Annotated in this window: 22 protein-coding genes; 9 read left to right on the top strand and 13 right to left on the bottom strand. The window is 51.6% G+C overall.

What is annotated here, in order from left to right; genetic code table 11:
- Positions 1-73: 73 nt before the first annotated feature.
- Entirely contained in the window at positions 74-1495 is a 1422-nt protein-coding gene (gene sthA, locus ABJM21_RS10895) for a Si-specific NAD(P)(+) transhydrogenase (RefSeq protein ID WP_348301122.1), read from the top strand.
- Between the two features lie 25 nt (positions 1496-1520).
- Positions 1521-2582 (top strand): GGDEF domain-containing protein, encoded by a 1062-nt coding sequence (locus ABJM21_RS10890; protein WP_348301123.1) that lies wholly within the window; start codon positions 1521-1523, stop codon positions 2580-2582.
- A gap of 582 nt (positions 2583-3164) precedes the next feature.
- On the opposite strand, the gene ABJM21_RS10885 is transcribed toward ABJM21_RS10890, so the two are convergent.
- The 13 genes from ABJM21_RS10885 to flgB all read right to left on the bottom strand — a co-directional run bounded on the left by ABJM21_RS10885 (position 3165) and on the right by flgB (position 13328).
- A complete protein-coding gene (locus tag ABJM21_RS10885) occupies positions 3165-4034 on the bottom strand; it encodes a flagellar motor protein MotB (protein WP_348301124.1) in 870 nt (289 codons plus the stop codon).
- A gap of 3 nt (positions 4035-4037) precedes the next feature.
- On the bottom strand, positions 4038-4901 hold the full coding sequence (gene motA, locus ABJM21_RS10880) for a flagellar motor stator protein MotA (RefSeq protein WP_348301125.1): 864 nt from the start codon (positions 4899-4901) through the stop codon (positions 4038-4040).
- A 131-nt stretch (positions 4902-5032) separates the two neighbouring features.
- Entirely contained in the window at positions 5033-5881 is an 849-nt protein-coding gene (locus ABJM21_RS10875) for a hypothetical protein (protein WP_348301126.1), read from the bottom strand.
- Positions 5882-5903: 22 nt separating this feature from the next.
- Positions 5904-7235 (bottom strand): flagellar hook-associated protein FlgK, encoded by a 1332-nt coding sequence (flgK, locus tag ABJM21_RS10870; protein ID WP_348301127.1) that lies wholly within the window; start codon positions 7233-7235, stop codon positions 5904-5906.
- Positions 7228-7560: a rod-binding protein gene (locus ABJM21_RS10865; protein ID WP_348301128.1), complete on the bottom strand. Its 333-nt coding sequence runs from the start codon at positions 7558-7560 to the stop codon at positions 7228-7230. The genes flgK and ABJM21_RS10865 overlap by 8 nt, the downstream gene beginning before the upstream one ends.
- The gene (locus tag ABJM21_RS10860; RefSeq protein ID WP_348301129.1) at positions 7557-8681 is read right to left on the bottom strand and encodes a flagellar basal body P-ring protein FlgI; all 1125 of its coding nucleotides are present in this window, start codon (positions 8679-8681) and stop codon (positions 7557-7559) included. Before ABJM21_RS10860 ends, ABJM21_RS10865 begins: the two co-directional genes overlap by 4 nt.
- Positions 8682-8702: 21 nt before the next feature.
- Entirely contained in the window at positions 8703-9389 is a 687-nt protein-coding gene (locus ABJM21_RS10855; RefSeq protein ID WP_348301130.1) for a flagellar basal body L-ring protein FlgH, read from the bottom strand.
- Positions 9390-9418: 29 nt separating this feature from the next.
- Positions 9419-10207 carry a flagellar basal-body rod protein FlgG gene (flgG, locus tag ABJM21_RS10850; protein ID WP_348301131.1) on the bottom strand — a complete coding sequence of 263 codons (789 nt, stop codon included), beginning with the start codon at positions 10205-10207 and terminating at the stop codon, positions 9419-9421.
- Positions 10208-10252: 45 nt separating this feature from the next.
- Positions 10253-10999 (bottom strand): flagellar basal-body rod protein FlgF, encoded by a 747-nt coding sequence (gene flgF / locus ABJM21_RS10845; RefSeq protein ID WP_348301132.1) that lies wholly within the window; start codon positions 10997-10999, stop codon positions 10253-10255.
- 33 nt (positions 11000-11032) lie between these two features.
- Positions 11033-11863 carry a flagellar hook-basal body complex protein gene (locus tag ABJM21_RS10840; protein WP_348301133.1) on the bottom strand — a complete coding sequence of 277 codons (831 nt, stop codon included), beginning with the start codon at positions 11861-11863 and terminating at the stop codon, positions 11033-11035.
- A gap of 42 nt (positions 11864-11905) precedes the next feature.
- Entirely contained in the window at positions 11906-12574 is a 669-nt protein-coding gene (locus ABJM21_RS10835) for a flagellar hook capping FlgD N-terminal domain-containing protein (RefSeq protein ID WP_348301134.1), read from the bottom strand.
- On the bottom strand, positions 12574-12972 hold the full coding sequence (flgC, locus tag ABJM21_RS10830; RefSeq protein WP_348301135.1) for a flagellar basal body rod protein FlgC: 399 nt from the start codon (positions 12970-12972) through the stop codon (positions 12574-12576). The genes ABJM21_RS10835 and flgC overlap by 1 nt, the downstream gene beginning before the upstream one ends.
- A gap of 2 nt (positions 12973-12974) precedes the next feature.
- Positions 12975-13328, bottom strand: coding sequence for a flagellar basal body rod protein FlgB (gene flgB, locus ABJM21_RS10825; RefSeq protein WP_348301136.1), 354 nt, complete (start codon positions 13326-13328; stop codon positions 12975-12977).
- Positions 13329-13576: 248 nt separating this feature from the next.
- Here flgB and ABJM21_RS10820 point away from each other — a divergent pair, with 248 nt between their 5' ends.
- From ABJM21_RS10820 to flhA, 7 genes are all read left to right on the top strand, one after another.
- Positions 13577-14272 (top strand): MotA/TolQ/ExbB proton channel family protein, encoded by a 696-nt coding sequence (locus tag ABJM21_RS10820; protein ID WP_348301137.1) that lies wholly within the window; start codon positions 13577-13579, stop codon positions 14270-14272.
- A 3-nt stretch (positions 14273-14275) separates the two neighbouring features.
- The gene (locus ABJM21_RS10815) at positions 14276-14761 is read left to right on the top strand and encodes a hypothetical protein (RefSeq protein ID WP_348301138.1); all 486 of its coding nucleotides are present in this window, start codon (positions 14276-14278) and stop codon (positions 14759-14761) included.
- 74 nt (positions 14762-14835) lie between these two features.
- Positions 14836-15333, top strand: coding sequence for a flagella basal body P-ring formation protein FlgA (locus ABJM21_RS10810; protein ID WP_348301139.1), 498 nt, complete (start codon positions 14836-14838; stop codon positions 15331-15333).
- 122 nt (positions 15334-15455) lie between these two features.
- The gene (gene flgM, locus ABJM21_RS10805) at positions 15456-15746 is read left to right on the top strand and encodes a flagellar biosynthesis anti-sigma factor FlgM (protein WP_348301140.1); all 291 of its coding nucleotides are present in this window, start codon (positions 15456-15458) and stop codon (positions 15744-15746) included.
- Entirely contained in the window at positions 15743-16054 is a 312-nt protein-coding gene (locus ABJM21_RS10800; protein WP_348301141.1) for a hypothetical protein, read from the top strand. Before flgM ends, ABJM21_RS10800 begins: the two co-directional genes overlap by 4 nt.
- A gap of 173 nt (positions 16055-16227) precedes the next feature.
- Entirely contained in the window at positions 16228-17052 is an 825-nt protein-coding gene (locus ABJM21_RS10795) for a transglycosylase SLT domain-containing protein (protein ID WP_348301142.1), read from the top strand.
- 6 nt (positions 17053-17058) lie between these two features.
- Positions 17059-19170, top strand: coding sequence for a flagellar biosynthesis protein FlhA (flhA, locus tag ABJM21_RS10790; RefSeq protein WP_348301143.1), 2112 nt, complete (start codon positions 17059-17061; stop codon positions 19168-19170).
- Positions 19171-19172 lie beyond the last annotated feature (2 nt).

Raw genomic sequence — 19172 nt, 5'->3', positions numbered from 1 at the left:
CCAAGTTGCCACTTTAGCTTTCAGTTTAATCTTTTTCGTTGTCGCCGTTAACCATAGCACGAAAGGGAAACACATGACTGATTTTGACTATGATTTCGTGATAATCGGAGGCGGTCCCGCGGGGCGGAGGGCAGCAATACAAGCGTCGAAACTCGGCAAGTCGGTAGCGATCGTTGATGATCAAAAGAAAATTGGCGGTGTGTCAGTGCATACCGGGACCTTGCCATCCAAAACGATCCGGGAATCGGTGCTGTCTATTACAGGATGGCGCGATCAATATTTTAAATCCGGGCGCCAGCGTAGTGGTGCAGATGCAACGCGCAATTCTATTTCCTCTCGGCTTTCGACGACACTCGGTGACGAAGTCGAGGTGATTGATAGCCAGCTGTCTCGCAACAATATTGAGACGCTGAAAGGCCGAGCGAAGTTTGCCGGGCCCAACAAATTGGCCGTGTCACAATCCGTTCAAGGAAAGACAACGACCTATACTGTCACTGCTGAAAAGTTCCTTATAGCAGTGGGAACAAAACCTTATCGACCGGACCATATTCCGTTTAACGGCTCCAGCGTTGTTGATAGCGATTCTATCGCCGCAAATATGCCAATGCCAAAGTCCATTGTTGTCGTTGGTGGCGGCGTCATTGGGCTTGAATATGCGACGATATTTTCGACACTGGAGATTCCAGTCACAGTTGTGGAAGCGCGAGAAAACATACTGGAATTTATTGACCGGGATATTGTTGCCAATTTCACTCATCAACTCTCTGAGCGCGGGATCAGTCTTCGTCTTGGGCGGACTATCAAAAAAATCGAATTGAATAAAAACGGCAATCCGCATGTTGAACTTGACGACGGCCGCCAGCTCCGTTCCGAGATGTTGCTCTTCACGGCTGGCCGTGTTGGAGCGGTAGACAAGCTTGGCTTGGATAAAATTGGAATTGAACCTGACAATAGAGGGCGCTTGACCGTAGATCCAAAAACACTGCAAACATCACAGCCTCACATATATGCCGCTGGTGATATTATTGGCTTTCCGGCACTTGCATCGACTTCCATGGAGCAAGGCCGGCTTGCGGCATGCCACGCTTTTGATCATCCGATCCACTGTTCCGAACATAGTTTTCCACTGGGCATTTATTCGATTCCAGAGATTGCCAGCATTGGCCTTTCGGAAGATGATGCACGGGATAAGGGCATGCAGGTTGAAGTCGGCATTGCCCGGTTTCAGGAAACATCTCGCGGGCATATTTTGGGTAACTGCAAGGGACTGTTGAAATGCATTTTTGACCTGAATGATCGAAAACTTTTGGGTGTCCATATTGTTGGCGAAGGTGCGACGGAGCTGATCCATATTGGCCAAGCCGTTCTCAACCTGAGCGGTGGTATCGACTATCTATCTGGCACAGTTTTCAATTTCCCTACATTAGCCGAAGCATATAAGGTTGCTGCTCTAGACGCTTACAACCGCATGCCCCAACCTAGATTGCGAGCGTAACATGAAAATCGATATCAAGAATATATTGGAAAGCTATTTCCGCGAAAATGACGGCGACGAGTCTTGTCCGGTTTGTATAGAGGATGATGGCCAACGCTCTCCTATCTATGCAATTGCCAGTTTCATTCGTCAGCATAACCTAGCCCTTTCCTCATGCAATCTTGAATTGGCATGGGAATATATTTGTGGCGGCAAGAGCGTCTTGAAAAATGAGATTTTAGGTCTGTCTTCCGCAGGACGTTTGAATAATGCCTCGGCTCAGGAGCTACATGAGAAATATTTGCGGTCGGATATTGGCGTCCAAATTGATAAGATTCTGATGGAAGCGATTGAGCATATTCGCGCCACCACGCAAATTATTGACGACGGCAATAAAAATACTATCGAATGCGAGGTCAATCTTATCGAGCAGGCTGACAGTATTCGGTCACGGTCTGGGGATGTTGATATTGCCATCCAAAAATTGCTCGACCTTTCACAGTTGATGGTTGAATCAACGCGTGAAAACCGAGATCAGATTAACGAAACCAACAAGAAATTGGCAAACTTGCAGACCGAGCTAGAGCTGGCCAGGAACGAAGCTGATTTCGATCAACTGACAAAGCTTGCAAACAGGCGGAAATTTGAAAGAACTCTGGATGAAGTTCTGCAAAAGCTTGTTGATAAGGGACAGCCAATGGTGTTGGCCTTTATTGACATTGATCACTTCAAGAAGATCAATGATACTTTCGGTCATGAATGTGGGGATCGCGTTCTGCGACTAGTTGCAGAGGAACTGGAGACTTTGTCCAACAGTCGCTGCCACACATCTCGCTATGGTGGTGAGGAATTTGCGGTTATATTCGAAGATGAGGATATCAAGGCGGTTTGCAAACGAATTGATCAATGCCGGGAAGCTCTCGCGTCCCGTTCGCTTGTTGATTTAGAGTCCGGTAAAGCCTTGGGAACAGTTACCTTCTCTGTTGGAGTCGCGGAATGCCTGGACTCTGATTCAAAGCGTTCCCTTCTTCGCAAGGCGGATCTGGCGCTTTACGAAGCAAAGTCCCAAGGTCGCAACAGAGTGCTGACATATTCTAATGACCTGTAAATCGATCATTTGGGTATGAGATTTTTTATTTCGTCGGTCCATCGGATCGACACTAACTAGCTACAAAGCCATTTGCTGATGGAACTATACTCCTTCTGCAGATGGCTTTGATCTTTTTGGGGCAGGGGAATGGGCGCGAGCTTGTTCCCCTTTTTTGTGCCTTGTCGTTACATGGTGCGAAGCGAAGGCAAGGTCTGTGCAGTTGAAGCAGATAGAAACCAGAGTACGTTTTCGGGGCAGTATGATGCCGTGCAGTCATTGCCCAAATAGCAATTGGGTAGAGTGGTATCGGCCACTCTACCCAATCGGTAATAACGCAGACCAGGTGCGCTACGTACATCAAGACCTAGCCTGCGGGGGCTGGAACGGCCTTGATGGAAAGATTTTACACTTTCTTACACGTGTATCCGAATCCAGGACATGAATGGCAATTCATTTTCAGCCCAATTTGAGAGGGTTTTAGGATTTTATTTCCAAAATGGGTTTAACTGACACAAATTCTCCAATAACCAAACGACTTTCATTTGGTTTTGATTACGTATTTATTTTATATATCATGATGTTAGCGAATATAGAATCCGCCTATTTTGACTTCATCGTAATAGATATACGCCGGTTCCGATCATCTGTCGGCTCTTGGGGATTATAAGGCTCTGTATCAGCAACGCCTTCAATCCGGGCCATACGGTTTGTCGAGACACCTTGCCTAACCAATGCTTGTCTAGTCGCTTCCGCTCTAGCGGACGACAATAGCCAGTTATTCATGCTTTTCCCGCTGGCATAAGGCAAGCTGTCCGTGTGTCCTCGGATAACAAGCTCATTGTCTACGGTATCGATGATTTTCGCGACTTGTCCGATCAGTTCGATAGCTTTTGGCTTCAAAGTGTCTGTCGCAAGCGCAAACATGCTGAAATTGGCTTCATCAATAATATCGATCCGTAAACCTTCTATAGTATCGGTAAAACGAACGTTCGAAAGGAGCTTTAGATTTGCTGGATCATTTTTCAGCTGCTCGCGGATACGTTTTTCAAACTCTTTTGCCGTAATTGATTTGGGCGGGGATTCCGTACCACTATATTTACCTGCAATATCAGCTGGATTGTCGGCAGGCGGGCGCGGAATTGCAACCGACTGGTCTCCGACGTTTTTCGCTTTCTTGTGGGGATACTTATCCGGATCAGTGACCGAAGAACCGCCGAACATTCCCTTGCCGCCAGCACTATCGCGTTTCACCTGTGCCAGCGTTGGTGCAAAATAGTCAGCGAGACCCTTGCGTTGTTTCTCTTCCGTCGCGCCAAGTAGCCACATTAACAGAAAGAACGCCATCATGGCTGTCACAAAGTCAGCATAGGCGACTTTCCATGCGCCGCCGTGATGGCCGCCATGTTCTTCCATAATGATCTTTTTGACGATGATCGGTTGAACCGGTTCCGGGGCTGCTTTTTTGGCCATGGTTTATTTTGCCCTTATGGCATCAAATACATCAGAGAAGCTTGGCTGATTCTCATGCTGCAGGCTGGTACGGGCTGCTTCAATGATAAGCGGCTGTGGATGACCATGCAGGCTGGCAATGATCAGCTGTTTGGCGACATGATAGATGCTCGCGTCGCTCTCGATTACCGAGCGCGCACGATTGGCCATCGGGCCAACCAGGCCATAAGCCAGCAAAACACCAAGGAAGGTTCCGACGAGCGCAGAACCGATCATACCGCCCAATATGGTCGGCGGTTTATCGATCGAGCCCATGACTTTGATAATGCCCAAAACAGCGGCAACAATGCCCAGCGCAGGCAAAGCATCGGCCAGCCCCTGAAGATTATCAGCCGGCGCAATCGCTTCGTGATGGTGCGTTTTGATCGCCTGATCCATGACATCTTCGACGGCATGCGGATCGAGCGTGCCGGAAGATACGACAACAAGCCGCAGACTATCAGCAATAAGATGGATCAGCGTCTCGTCTTTCAGCAGCTTGGGATATTCGCTGAATATCGGAGATGATTTCGGGTCTTCGATATGTGGTTCCAGCGCAACCGGTCCTTCACTTTTCAGAATTTTGGTCAGTTTGGACACCAGCAATATGCAGTCCATAAAGTCCTGTTTGATGTAAGTTGGGCCTTTAAAGACTTTTCCAAAGCCGCCCAATAGTGCTTTAAGTTGTGAGCCGCTATTTCCGATGATGAGCGCACCAACAGCAGCGCCACCGATAATACCCATTTCGACTGGTAGAGCAGCGACAACCACACCCAAATCCCCACCGGATATCAAGAACACGCCAAATACCATGACGAGCAAGACGACTATACCAATTCCAGCGAACATAAGCTCAATTCCAATCCACAGGTCCGTTTACATTTTGTCCGTTGGTTAAGTTACGAACGGACAATCATCACAGTTGTGAACGGACGAAAGCCAACATGGTTAAGGGCGTGATAGCGATGATATTTTGGGAGTTAGCCGATAAGCTGGATCAAGGAAGAGCTTGCCGTTTGAGCATAAATCCGTTGGGCCGCTTCTAAATTGACCAAGAGCGATTGGAATTGAGAAATTGCCTGCGCAACATCCGTTTTTTCTAGAACGGTACGCCGTTCCGTGGTGTTGAGCCGTGAATCCTGCAACCTTAATTCCTGCTCATCGAGCCGATTGACGAGTACGCCCTGCCGCCCGAGAAGGCTCGAGAAATGATCTGTCAGAGACTTGGCGCGATCCAGTTGATCGGCGCGTTCCGCTGGTGTGCCGGTGCGAACAGCATCAATCATATTCGTCATGATCGCATCAAGGCTCTGGGTCGCTCCGCCCCCGATATCGATATCCACGGAGACCGCCTGCAGCGTTGGAGCGGGTGTGACCAGAACATCAGTATCAATGCGCATCTCTATGGGGTCGCCGGCGTGGAAGAGTTGGCCGCCATAATTGTCTTTCGCCTGGGTCAGTTGATTAAACTGTGCTTGAAAACTTTCCAGTTCCAGCGCGATGACATCACGATCCTGCGGCGCCAATGTTTCGTTATTGGCAAGCACCATTAACTCCCGGATGCGCGCAACACCGTTCGACATCGTATCGATAGTCGATTCCGCCTGTTGTGCGAGAATACGAGCGCGCCCGATATTATTTGACCAGCTATCTTCGATCGTCGACTGCCGGCTTATGCTGGATATCTCGAGCCAGCTGGACGGTGCTTCTGAGGGCCGGTTAAAACTGACGCCGGTTGCTACAGATTCCTGATTCCGGGCGATCAGCCGGGAAAGCTCATTTTGCTTTTGAATTGCGTCTGCCGGTCTCGTGCGATTGATAGATTCCATCATGTCATTCCTTCACGTGCCGTTAGAAGATTGCCAAAACGGACTGAATAGTTTCCCGAGCGACCTGAACAATCCGGGCAGATGCTTCGTAAGATTGTTGCAAGCGAATTAGATCAGCGGCCTCGCGATCAAGATCCACCACAGACACCTGATCTCGCGCTTCGCGGGTTGCTCGGTCAAAAGCTGTCGCGGCGTCGCTTTCGCTGCGCGCAGAAAGCAGATTTTGGGCTTGTCCGAGAACAAGGCCCTCAAATTGTTGTTCCGTGCCGCCTGGCGTGCGTAGGTCAACAAATGCCAATATATTGCCATTGGCCACCCCAGCAGGTGAAGCCAGCGCCAGATCATCTGCGGTCAACCCCGTGGCGGAGAGGCTGGCGGCTGTTCCGCTCTGTGAGACGACGGCCGCACCTACGGCTCCACCGTCCGTTCGGCCATTGGCTTGCCAACCATTTAATTCGTTCGCAAACTGGACGGCAAGACTATCAAGATTTGTTGCGACGGCCGCGATATCTGACTGTGCACGGTTCAATCCACCCAATGTTCCATCTGTTGGCGGCGGTTGAATTGCACCGCCAACCTCTAAGTCAAAAGCCGCGCCGGCATTGGAAACAAATGTAACTGGGCTGACAGTATTGAAGGCAACCAGATTGGCTCCGCCTCTGGAGATGTCAACCAGACCATTGTCACCAAAACTGATCTCGACATCCAGCTTTTCGGTAATGACGGTTAGTGCGGCGTCGCGTTGGTCCAACAAGGCAATGTGCTGCGATGTACCAGGGCGAGTAGGCCGCAACTTTTCGTTTACTTCAGCAAGCTCGGCCAGCGCACCATTTAGTTCTGACGCCTCTTGCGCAGCGGCACCATCCATCAGAGTGATGGTGGCCGACAGGTTGGAAGCGGTCTGGTTGAACCGAGCAACTGTATCTTCAATATCACCCAGAAACTGACCCCTAAGCGCCGGTTCGAAGGGAACGGCCGAAAGCTCTTCAGCACTTCCAAAAAGCTCGGTCAGCTGGCTGCCAATGTCCGATTGGTTATTGGCTAGCGCAATTTCGCCTTGATCGAGCCATTGGACCATGACTTCGGTCCGCACCCTGTTGGCACCGGTTTGCCTTGTCGCCGCTTCCAGAAACTGGTCACTGGAACGGACGATACCATTTACCGCAACGCTGCCGGTGCCGATATAATTTCCATAGAGCGGATTGGTGGTTCCATAAATTGTCGTGTCACCGATGTTCAATGTGCGGCGCACATAATTCGGATTTTCTGCATTGGCGACGTTGGACCCGACAATCTCCAATGCGCGGGTGTTAACCCGCAGAGCGGCGCGCCCAATGGATAATAGATCAGACATTATCATTCACTCCGCCGCTTCCATCCGCAGCACCTTTCTCAACGTGGCGCGCAAGCAATGCTGCGATACCGAAAACGCCTTTATCTGCCATATTTTCGGCCAGCATGGTATCCTGCATGTCGCGGAACTGCTCGGTACCTTGGCCGTCGAAAAGGCCATCACCTAAAGACGCAGTGCGCATGGTAGACAGCATTTGCCGGACAAAAATCGCCTCGAAATCGGCCGCCATAGATTCCGCTTCGGTTTTTTGGCCGCGCACGGCCGGTTTGGCGGCATCACCAGATGAAGCCGCCAAAAGGTTCCCATGAGAATTAATGATGGTCATATGATGATCAACTCCGCTTTCAGGGCCCCGGCCTGTTTCAATCCTTCGAGGATCGCTGTTAAATCAGACGGCGAAACTCCGATGGAATTAATAGTTTCGACAATTTCTGATAAAGAAGCACGTCGTCCGATTTCAAACGCGGGGGCTCCGTTGTCCTCTAGCGCAATGTCACTATTGGGCTCGGTTTCGGTCCTGCCGCGACTGAACGGAGCTGGTTGCACAACGGTTGGATTTTCCTCGACCCGGACAGTCAATTTTCCGTGACTGACCGCAGCTGGACCCAATCGGACGGCACCATTGATCACGACCGTACCGGTTCTTGCGTTGACGATGATCCGCGCTCTGGCTTCGGCCGGCTTGACGTTCAGGTTTTCGATCCTGCCCATCAGCATGACTCGTTCCTGCGTGCCAACTGGCGCGACGATCCGCACGGTGACAGCATCGGCTGCTATCGCCAGATCAGAGCCGACGGCTTCATTGATTACATCCGCAACCCGCAATGATGTCGTCAGATCGGCATCGGTTAAGTTAAAGCTGAGAAACGGTTGGCTTTCAAAGCCGGTGGCGACGGTTCTTTCAATTGTTGCGCCGCCGGAAATGCGTCCGACCGAAGGGATATTGACGGTAACGCTCGATCCGTCGGCCGCAGAAATACCAAGACCGCCCACGGCCAAATTGCCTTGCGCCATCGCGTAAATCTGTTGATCAGCACCATAGAGAGGCATCAAAATTAGCGTTCCGCCGCGCAATGATTTGGCTTTCCCCAATGCAGAAACGGTGATGTCCATGCGTTGTCCGGGTTTTGCGAATGCTGGCATTTCCGCTGTGACCATGACGGCCGCCGCGTTCTTGGTTGCCGGATTAACGCCGGGGGGCAAGGCGAGGCCAAAGCGGCTGGTCATGCCTTTCACGCCCAATGTTGCATATTCCAAACTGTCATCACCGGTTCCGGCCAGACCAACGACCACGCCATAGCCAACCAGTTGGTTGGTCCGCAGACCAGCAAAATGGCCGAGATCTTTAATCCGTTCCGCCTGCGCCGGTTGCATAGCGATCAACAGCGTGATGGTCATTGCAGCAAGCAAGTGGATGAAACGGGTTATTTTCGAGGATAGGGTCATAGGGTTTCGCCTGATCGGGGATTAGAAAGGGGAAATGAAAGAGAAGAATTTTTGCAGCCAGCCCTGTTTGCTGGCAGATGCAATTTCACCGGTGCCGCCGTAAATGATGCGTGCATTGGCGACTTTGGTGGATGGGATTGTATTGTCGGAAGAAACATCAATCGCCCGGACAAGTCCGCTAAATTGCGTATGTTCATCGCCGCGATTGAGGGAGGTCAGTTTTTGACCGCGCACCAGCATGGTTCCGTTGGCATAGCTTTCGACCACGGTGACGCTAACCTGTCCCTGTAGGGAATTGGATTGAGCGGCGTTGCCGGTGCCGTTGAAATTCTGCGATCCGCTGGTGGCGACATCGCTGGGATTAAATAGAGAGAAAAGACCAGTGGTCGGCGGGGTCAGAGAAAATCCGCCATTGCGGTCCTTGGACGCGCTATTTGACTTGGCGGCCTGCGTATTTTCGACGAGCAGGATGGTGATGATGTCGCCCTTCCGGCTCGCGCGCATGCCGCTCGTCAGAGCCGCATAGCCCGAAGCCTGTTGAAAAATGGCGCCATTGGCGGTTGAGGATGCGCTAGCGGGGAGGGGTTCAGCCACCACCGGCGAGAAACCCGCCGATGCCATATTGCTGCCCGATCCTATGCAGCTGATCAGGAAAAAGGGGGCAACCGAGATGGACAGAGCCGTTTTTGTAAGGGATGATATGCGCATGATGCTAATGCCTCTCGCTCAAATTAAAATTAGATTTGCTGGTTCACAAATTGCAGCATTTCATCAGTCGCCGAGATCATCTTGCTGTTGACCTCATAGGCGCGCTGCGTCTCGATCATGTTCACCAGCTCCTCGACAATATTGACGTTGGACTGTTCGAGCGCACCTTGACGGATATTGCCCAACCCCTCTGTGCCGGCCTCGCCAACTTGTGGTGCGCCGCTAGCAGCAGTTTCGGTGAGAATATTGTTGCCGACGGAGAGTAGTCCCGCCGGATTAGTGAAATTGGCAAGTTCAATCTGACCCAGTTCACTGGTTTCAGTTTGACCGGCCAAGGTCGCTGTCACCGTCCCATTATTACCAATTGTCAGGGCGGTTGCACCCTGTGGAACCTGAATCGCGGGTATCAGGGGCAGGCCGTCACTTGTGACAAGATTGCCTTCTGCGGTCAGATTGAAATTGCCCGCTCTCGAATAGCCGGTGGTGCCATCGGGTCTTTCCACCTGAAAAAAGCCGGAGCCTTCTATGGCCATGTCCAAGGCATTTTCACTGTTTTGCAATGTGCCCTGTGTACTGATCTTGCCGATGCCCGAAAGCTTCACACCCGTGCCCAATTGCAGGCCGCTAGCGAAACGATTCTGAGCATCCGATGGAGCGCCAGGTGTAACGACATTCTGGTAAGCGAGGGTTTCAAAATCCGCGCGATCGCGTTTGAAACCGGTTGTATTCACGTTGGCCAGATTGTTGGCGATAACGCGCATTTTGGTGTTTTGCGCATCCAGACCGGTGCGCGCGACTTGTAGGGCAGCATTGCTCATTTCATAGTCTCCTTCGTGCGATTATCGCACCGATTATCGCGTTCATTATCCACGAGGCATGTTCATGACACTGGCGCTGCTTTCATCCAGTTCCTGGGCTGTGCGCAGCAATTTTGCCTGGGTTTCCCAGGCTCGGCTTGTTTCGATCATATCGACCAGGGCGGCGGTCATATTGACGTTGGATTCCTCCAATGCGCCGGAGATAACCCGTGCATTGTCATCAACCGGAAGCACACCGTCATCGGCTGCACGGAATAGCGCGTCAGGTCCCTTGGAAATGGCACTGCCGGTCATGCTGACGAGTTTAATTCTGTCGAGTTCTTGCGGCTGTGTCGGATCCCCGCCTTGGGGAACAAAAAACACGGTGCCGTCTGCCCCGATATCTACCCGCTCGGCCGGTGGCATGGTGATGGGGCCACCTGCGCCCATGACCGGAAAGCCATCGCCGGTTACCATGGCCCCGGACGCGGCGATGCGAAGGTCGCCGCGCCGCGAATAGGCTTCTTTACCATCAGCGGCTTGCACCGCGATCATGCCATCGCCCTCTAACGCTATGTCCATGGAGCGGCCCGTTTGTGTAACGGAACCGCTGTTCATGTCAGCCTGCATCTGACGCTCAACGGCCATCGCACGGCTATCATGACCCGGGCCGTTCAGATACTGGGATTTCGCCGACACCATATCGGCTTTGAAACCCACAGTATTTGAATTCGCCATATTATTTGCGATGGCCGTCTGCCGATTCATCAGCGATTTCATGGCGTTCACGCTGGTATATGCAAGTTTATCCATGGACTATTCCCGGGTTGATAAGGCCGTCAGATTCTAGACCTGAAGGTTGATAACCGTCTGGCTAAGCGTATTGGCGGTTTCTATCGCCTGGGCATTGGCCTGAAAGTTACGTTGAGCGGCAATGAGCGACACTAGCTCTTCAGTAATGTCGACATTGGCGAGTTCCAGAGAACCAGAACGGACCTGACCCAATGGACCATTGGCAGCTTGGTTGATCTGCGCCGGGCCAGAGTCACCGGTCGCTTGCCAGTGCGCGTCACCAACCGGGCGCAGGCCTTCAATGGCGGTAAAACTCGCCATGGCCATCGCACCGATATTGATCTGGTTCCCGTTGGAGAATGTGGCACTGACCACGCCTTCCCCATTAATGGCAATGTTGGTCAGCAAGGCTGTTGGATCACCCGGATCGGTTTCCGGCAAAATGAAGTCGAACATGTCGGCCGCGTTATTTGATGTCGCCACGCCATTGGCGTCGACTGGCAAGAGCTGTGCCTTGGCACCCGTTGTATCGACAACTTCGCGATCAACGTTGACCGAAAAAGCACCGTTACGGGTAAAGGTCAAATCCTGCCGCGGAGGTTGACCGCGGACGGAGAAAAACCCGTCACCGGCAATTGCGAGGTCGAGCGTCTTCTCCGTCGCCTGCAATGTACCTTGGGTAAATTGTTGAGTGATGCCGCTCAACCGGACGCCTTGACCAGCGACCGTTTTGGTTGTCTGGGTTGGTGCGGCGGCAAACAAGTCGCCAAATTGGGCACGGCTTTTCTTAAAGCCGGTAGAATTTGTATTAGCGACATTGTTTGAAATTACGTTCAAGTCGGTCTGTGCGGCTTTCAAGCCACTAAGGGACGTAAAGAAAGACATTATTTCTTCTCCTGTTTTAAATCTATTGGGGGACGGATAAGCCTATCCGATACGCAGGGCTTCTGCGGGTAAGACATTTCCAATTGGGGTCACGAGAATGGGCGGTCCATTGGCTTCCGATGTCTGGACCGATGCTACGGGCACCCATGTCGCGAGATCAGATACGGAACCGCCATTTACACGAACCCGCAATCGTCCGAGATCCTGTGGCTGACCAGCGGCGTTCTTGCTGTCAAAATTAAATTGGATCGGTCCGGCTTCCTGAGCGCCTAGCTCAGCGAACATTACTATTTCACCCGTTTCATTTAGCAAGTCTACGGAGAGATTTTCCGTCGGTTGGTTCAACTCAAATTCACCGGTATATTCACCATTCTTGTTCGCTACGGCGAAGTTGCCCGGCACCAATATAGAATGGCCGATCCATTCTTTGGCATCAGACAGGCGGTTGTCGCCCAGCATCGACGCAATATCGGTCAGCGACTGGTTCATTTCGGAAATACCAGCAACACTTGAAAATTGCGCCAGCTGAGCAACCATTGCCTGGTTATCCAGCGGATCAAATGGATCCTGAAATTTGAGCTGCGTTGTCATCAGACGCAAAAAGGAATCCTGACCCAAATTGTTGTCACCCGTCGCATTGGCGGGCTGCGCAGCAGCGAGGCCGGCAATATTCGACGTTTTATTTTCAAAAACTTGTGGTGCAATTTCCATTATTGGTTCCTTACCGTTTCTAGAATGAGTGATTTTGCTGTTTGTAAAACTTGGACGTTATTTTGGTAATTTCGTGCCGTTTCGAGCATGTCGATCAGCTCCGAGGTCTCATCGACAGCCGCTTCCCAGACATAGCCGTCCTTGTCGGCAATCGGATTGGACGGGTCGTACCGTTTTTGCGGTTCCGCGTCGGTCTGCACCACGCGTTCGACATCAACTGTCGCCATATTATCTTCCATGACCGAACGAAAAACCGGTCGCATGGCGCGAAAGGCTTCGTCCTTGCTCGAATAGTCCGTCCGGGCATTGGCGAGATTGGAGGCAGTGGTGTTGAGCCGCACCATCTGGGCCGACATGGCCCGACTGGCGACATCAAAAACATTCATACTTCCGCTCATCCTTATTCTCCTTTCAAAGCGCGTTTGATCGAAGACACCTGCCCCTGAAGGAAGGAGAGGGTGGTACGATATTGAATGGCATTTTCGGCAAACAGGGTTTGTTCCACTGAGAGTTCAACGGTGTTGCCATCAAGCGATGGTTGCAGCGGCACGCGAAAACCTGTGTGATCGCTGGCGGCTTTTTCTACCGAGCTGCCATTTTGTGCTTGCTGCATCGCGCGATCGAAATCGAGATCCTTCGCCTTATATCCAGGCGTGGATGCGTTTGCGATATTTGACGCAAGCATATTTAAACGCTGCGAACGCAATTTTAGCGCTCCGCCGTTTAATGCAAATACTTGATCCAAACTGGGCATCGAAACTAATTCCTGTCTTAACTGTCCGGTCCGACGACCGTAACTGTGGCATGAGAAACACCGGGATCGGTAATCTCGAACAATTCATCGCAAAGGGCGTGCCAGTTTTGTGGCAGTGATAAGAAATTGGCTGTTTTTGGGGGTTTCATGTCGGTAAAAAGGAAAAGTCAATTCGGTCCTGGGCCAGACCGGCAAAGTTTTGCCGGTCACCGGAAAAATCTTGCCGCTTTGCCGCAGGCAGCGATCTGATGGAGATCATTTTTACCAATCTAGGTCGGTTTTTTGATCCTTTGTTGTTCAGTCTTGTACTGGGCAGCGTGCTGATCTTGGCCTGGGTTCAAAATGGCCGAGCATCGTTTTTCTTGGCTTTTGCAGCGCTAATGAATTGCGGCAGAGACCCCTTTGCGGAAAGCGGAGAAAATGCCACCTTCATGTGCCGGCGCATCGATTTTGTTCTGCGGGAACAAGGGTTTGTAGGACTGGAGCGCATACGGAGCGAGGACAGTTTCGTCACCCAGGTGATCGCACGATTGCTCAATTCCAAGGAAGCGAAAGACTTTGAAGAATGGGCGCGGCTTGAAGAGCACGCGGTCCACAAGAAGCAGACCATTACCGCGACCTATTGGAACTCAGCATCCGAAATTGCGCCCGCCATCGGGTTGATCGGGACGATTATTGGCCTGATCCAGCTTTTCGCAATAGGTATTGATCCCCTGAAAATGGGGCCAGCGATGAGTATCACACTGCTTACCAGTCTTTACGGACTGTTCGTCTCTCACATCATCGCTTTTCCCATCTACGTGCGTCTGCAAGCCAGAGCGGATATATTAGATGCTTATCGCGGCGCAGTAGTTCAGCATGCCATAGCAATTGCAAAGCGGGAATTATTGGTGCTGGGACCAGTGCATTTTTCCCCGGCAAAGCCTTTGCGGGCCACAGGCTGACCCGTGAACGCCGGTCGCACCACATTGTCCTTTCTAGATCTGGCGCTGATGTTGCTCAGCGCCTTTGCCTATGCGCATTTCGTGAATATTGCTGATCCCGAAACACTCAAGAAATTTGCAGAAGGAATTGAACAAAAACCGGTTGTACTGGGTGCCTATGAATACAAGACCAGCGATTTTTTCAATGATAGCAACGCGATGCTGACTGCGTTTGCACGTGAGGAAATTGCTGAAATTCGGGCTGTCCAGCAAGATCAGCTACTCACGATATATGTGCCCGCAATGGCTGAAACAGAGGATGATCAAAGGTTGCGGCAATGGGAAAAAACAGCCGCAAGATCCGCCGCAATAGCCGATGCTTTTGAAAAGGCGGGGCAGGATGGGAAGATGATAGCGTTGAAAATGCCTGACAAACTGGTTTCCCCAGCAAAAGGAAGCCAGAAAATTAAATTGACCTTTTTGCCATTGGAAAATGGGCAATCAGATTAGTGAAACGGCTTTATTAGAAATTGGCATGAAACCTGCTTTGTTTTTTCCCAAACAAAAGTGCACAGGAACATTTTATGCCCAATCATCGTCTCGCCATTCCGATATTGTCCATTTTTGCAATGGGCGCAGCATCGGCTTTTGAAGATACGGCTAATCTTGATCGTCAGGTCGCCGTGCATCTTAGTGCAAATATTGGCGATGCAGGGGGCGCGCGTGCACCGATTGATACGAAACTGCGATTGAAACGCTGCCCCCGTTCCGTTCGGCTATCGGATACAAATAACAATGCTGTATTGGTCAGTTGCCCCGATCTGGGGTGGCGGATATTTGTGCCGGTTCGGCGCGGTCAGGCGGCAACTTCCAGTCAGTCGAAGCGTGCAGAAGAATTTGCGGTGCTGAGAAATCAGCCGCTGACACTGGTCGTCAGACGCCCTAGCTTTAGCATCAGTTATAGAGTGGTGGCGCAAAAAAATGGCCGGATCGGGGACTATATTCCGGTCCGTTCCAGCCGCAAGTCGAAACTGCTAATGGCGCGCGTCTCCAATTCTGGCGAAGTTGAACTGGCCCAATGATTTATTTTCGGTGAAGATATTAATTTTTTCACAACGCGCCGTAAATTGTTATGAAAGAAGTTGTAGGCGTTTTAACTCAGGAACAAAAATCAATAGGTTGAACCTGTTAAGGATGGAATGAAATGAAACCCGTAGAAAGCTACTCTGCCATTAATACGCGGCTGGATCGTCCTGTATTGCAAGAGGGCGCACCTAAGAAACTTGATGCTGGCAAGGATGCTGGTGGTACCGAAAAGGCGCCGTCGATTATGACGACCGCTTCTATTCTGGCCGCCCAGACGCCGCCATTTGATGCACAGAAAGTGTCTGAAATCCGGCAAAAAATAGCATCTGGCGTTTATAGCGTCGATACTGCTGCCCTGGCACAAAAGATGCTCGACACAGGTGTCTTTGGAGTGGATTCGGACAAATGAAACAAATAGTGGAGTCTTTTCGCACGTCCCAGGACATATTGTTCTCCGCTCTGGAAGGGCATGACAGCGACGCGATCTTTCAGGCTAGCAAACAATTGGGGCAGGCTGCGGCGCAGCTGGGTGCCATTGACGCCGGAGAGATTGATCCCGGTCTTCAGCCGTTAATCTCTGAAGCGGATGAATTGATGCAGGCTTCCATCTATCGTTTGCGTTTCTTGCGCGACCATAGCTCGACGCGTTTGCAGCTTTTGGCAGGGTTTCGTGAGAACCAGGCCAATACCTATTCCGGTTCTGCGCGCGGCCGCTAAGAGCAGCTGCCCAAATCAAAAATATTTCTTGTTATTTCATATGTGTAGGTTGGTAATGTCCGGCCTGCGCAGGCAACGGCGCGCCTGTTTCATAATAGTATCGGCATAAGCGTCCAATTCAATTTCTGGCACGATGATTGCGTATCTCCATTGCAGGAGATTTTGATACCATCATGTCGAACATATCAACCATCAGCTCTACTCAGCGCCGCGATTTGCCGGGTGTTATTGCGCAATCCGCACAGCGGACTGGTGTTGATTTCCAGTATCTTGTCGCGCAAGCACAGATTGAAAGCGGGATGCGGCCGGATGCCAAGGCATCGACCTCATCAGCCACCGGTCTCTATCAGTTTATCGAGCAAACCTGGCTGGGTCTGGTAAAAGGAAAAGGCGACAAATATGGATTGGGATGGGCGCAGGACGCCATTTCCCAGAACAGTGGCGGGCAATTCACCATTGCCGATAAAGCCCAGAAATCCAGCATATTGGCGCTCAGAAACGATCCCGCACTTTCCGCCAATTTGGCTGGTGAGTTCGCGAAGGATAACAGCCAATATCTGCAACAGAAAACTGGACGCCCGCCGGAGTCTGTTGATCTCTATTTGGCTCATTTTCTAGGGCCAACCGGCGCTGCAAAATTTCTGAACAATATGGCAAGGAACCCCTCTGCATCCGCTGCATCGCAATTTCCGCAAGCGGCCCGTGCGAACCATAATATATTCTTTGACGGTGCAGGCCAGGCGCGCAGTTTTGAAGCTATTCGTGATCATTTTGAGCGCAAATTGGCCGATGCCGTAGATTTGGTTGGCGGCAACAGCTTGCCGATGGGCGGCAGTGTCTTGCCGCAATCCAGTGATCTTCCACGAACGGTGCAGCCGGAAGATTATCTGAAGATCGCTCAAGCCCACATCAAAGACCAAAACCACTTCAATCAACCGAAGCCATTTAGCGAGCCAGCACGCGCTGCCTATCTGATGCTCGCTACCCTGGGGATGTAATATATAATGAACCGAGAACTTTTTTCGACAGACCAGATCGCCGGTCGCCTCAAATCAGGCCTGTTGCCATTGGCGACCCTCTTGCTGGTAATCTTCATGGTGTTGCCGCTGCCCACGATCCTTTTGGATATGGGCTTCATTACCAACATCATGATCTCGCTTGCGATCCTGATGGTCGCTCTGAACGCTAGCAGGCCGCTTGATTTTTCAAGCTTCCCTACGGTCCTGCTATTCGCGACGTTGATGCGGCTTGGTCTTAATGTCGCATCGACACGGGTGGTGTTGGTGCAAGGGCATGAAGGCGGGGATTCAGCCGGACAGATTATTGAAGCCTTTGGTAGCCTGTTGCTTGGCGGCAATTATGTTGTCGGTATATTCGTGTTCTCGATCCTGATGATCATCAACCTGATCGTCATTACCAAAGGCGCCGGCCGTGTGTCAGAGGTGTCCGCACGTTTCACACTGGATGCTTTGCCTGGTAAGCAAATGGCAATTGACGCCGATTTAAATGCGGGATTAATCGCACCGGAAGAAGCAAAGACCCGGCGTTCTGACGTAGCCACCGAAGCTGACTTCTATGGATCAATGGATGGTGCTTCGAAATTTGTGAAAGGTGACGCGGTGGCCGGGATATTGATCCTCGCGGTCAACATCATTGGCGGGATTGTCCTGGGTACCACCATGCATGATCTGCCTTTTGCCGAAGCCGCGAGTACTTATTCGATGCTGGCCATTGGTGACGCCTTGGTTGCTCAAGTACCTGCGCTGATCCTGTCTATTGCAGCGGCGGCGATTGTTACCCGCGTTTCGTCTAGCAAGAACCTGCCCGATCAAATCACATCCCAATTTGGATCCGGCGCAGCCTGGGTTCCGGTGGCAGTGATATTGACCATTTTGGGTATATTGCCCGGCATGCCACATATGGTGGTTCTCTCTGCAGCAGCGGTTGCCGGGGGCTTCGCCTTCTATCTGATCCGCAAACCAAAGCCGGTTGAAGCACCTCCAGAACCGGTTCAGGAGAAACAGCCGGAACAGATTGACTGGGAAGATGTCTCCGAGAAAGCCCGGCTGGGTATTGAAATCGGCTATGGGCTTGTGTCCATGGTTGAGGATCGCAAAGGTGCGCCGCTTATGAAGCGGATCACCGGGATCCGCCGCCAGATTTCCAAAGAGCTGGGATTTGTTGTTCCGTTGGTGCGGATCAAGGATGATCTTGAGCTTGAGCCCAATAGCTACCGGATCATGATGGGCGGTATGGTTCTGGGCGAAGACACGGTGTGGCCCAATGACTTTCTGGCGCTTGATGATGGCCATGTAGATGCGGTTATCGAAGGACGGCCCTGCAAGGATCCAACATTTGGCATGGATGCATTGTGGATCGGGGCTGACAAAAAATCACAAGCAATTGCGGAGGGCTATACTGTTGTCGACGCGCCAACTGTAGTCGCGACGCATTTGAATGATGTTGTCCGCCGGAACGCGGCACAATTGTTCAGCATGGATGAAGCGCAGAAGCTGATCGACTTGTTGAAAGAAACGTCGCCGCAATTGGTCGACAGCCTGACACCACAACCCTTGTCACTATTTTCCATCACAGCGATTTGCCGTGAACTTCTCGCGGAGAAGGTGCCGGTTAAAGACTTCCAGCAAATTTGCCTGGCGATGCTCGAGGCATCAAACCTTCATAGTGAAACCGATCAGATGGTTGACGCGATAAGGCAGAAGGTCGGCAGCCTGATTGTGCAGACTCTGGTGCCAGTGAACCTTCCGCTGCCGGTTGTGACTCTGGATGCCGAACTCGAAGGCCTGCTCGTCAAAGCGTTGAAGGTCGGCGAGGACGCCAGCTACCCCATAGAGCCGCAACTCGCCCAGCAATTGGTGGAAGCCGTCGACGAAACCGCGCGAACCTTGCCGATGGAGGCGCGTAATATTGCACTGATTACGTCCCCCATTGTTCGGCGACCTTTGGGCGCACTGCTTAAGAACCGGTTCCCGGATCTGACCGTGCTTTCTTATCAGGAGCTGCCTGAGGACAAATCCATTGAAGTGCTCGCCAAAATTGGGGTTCCGCAATCTTCGCGCGAAATACCCCAGGTCGCCGCAAACCCGACATTATAATC

The sequence above is a fragment of the Parasphingorhabdus sp. genome, assembly GCF_039977335.1.
Classification (GTDB): Bacteria; Pseudomonadota; Alphaproteobacteria; order Sphingomonadales; family Sphingomonadaceae; genus Parasphingorhabdus.
Note: the sequence above shows the minus strand (reverse complement) of the source record. Positions and strands in the feature narration are given on the sequence as shown.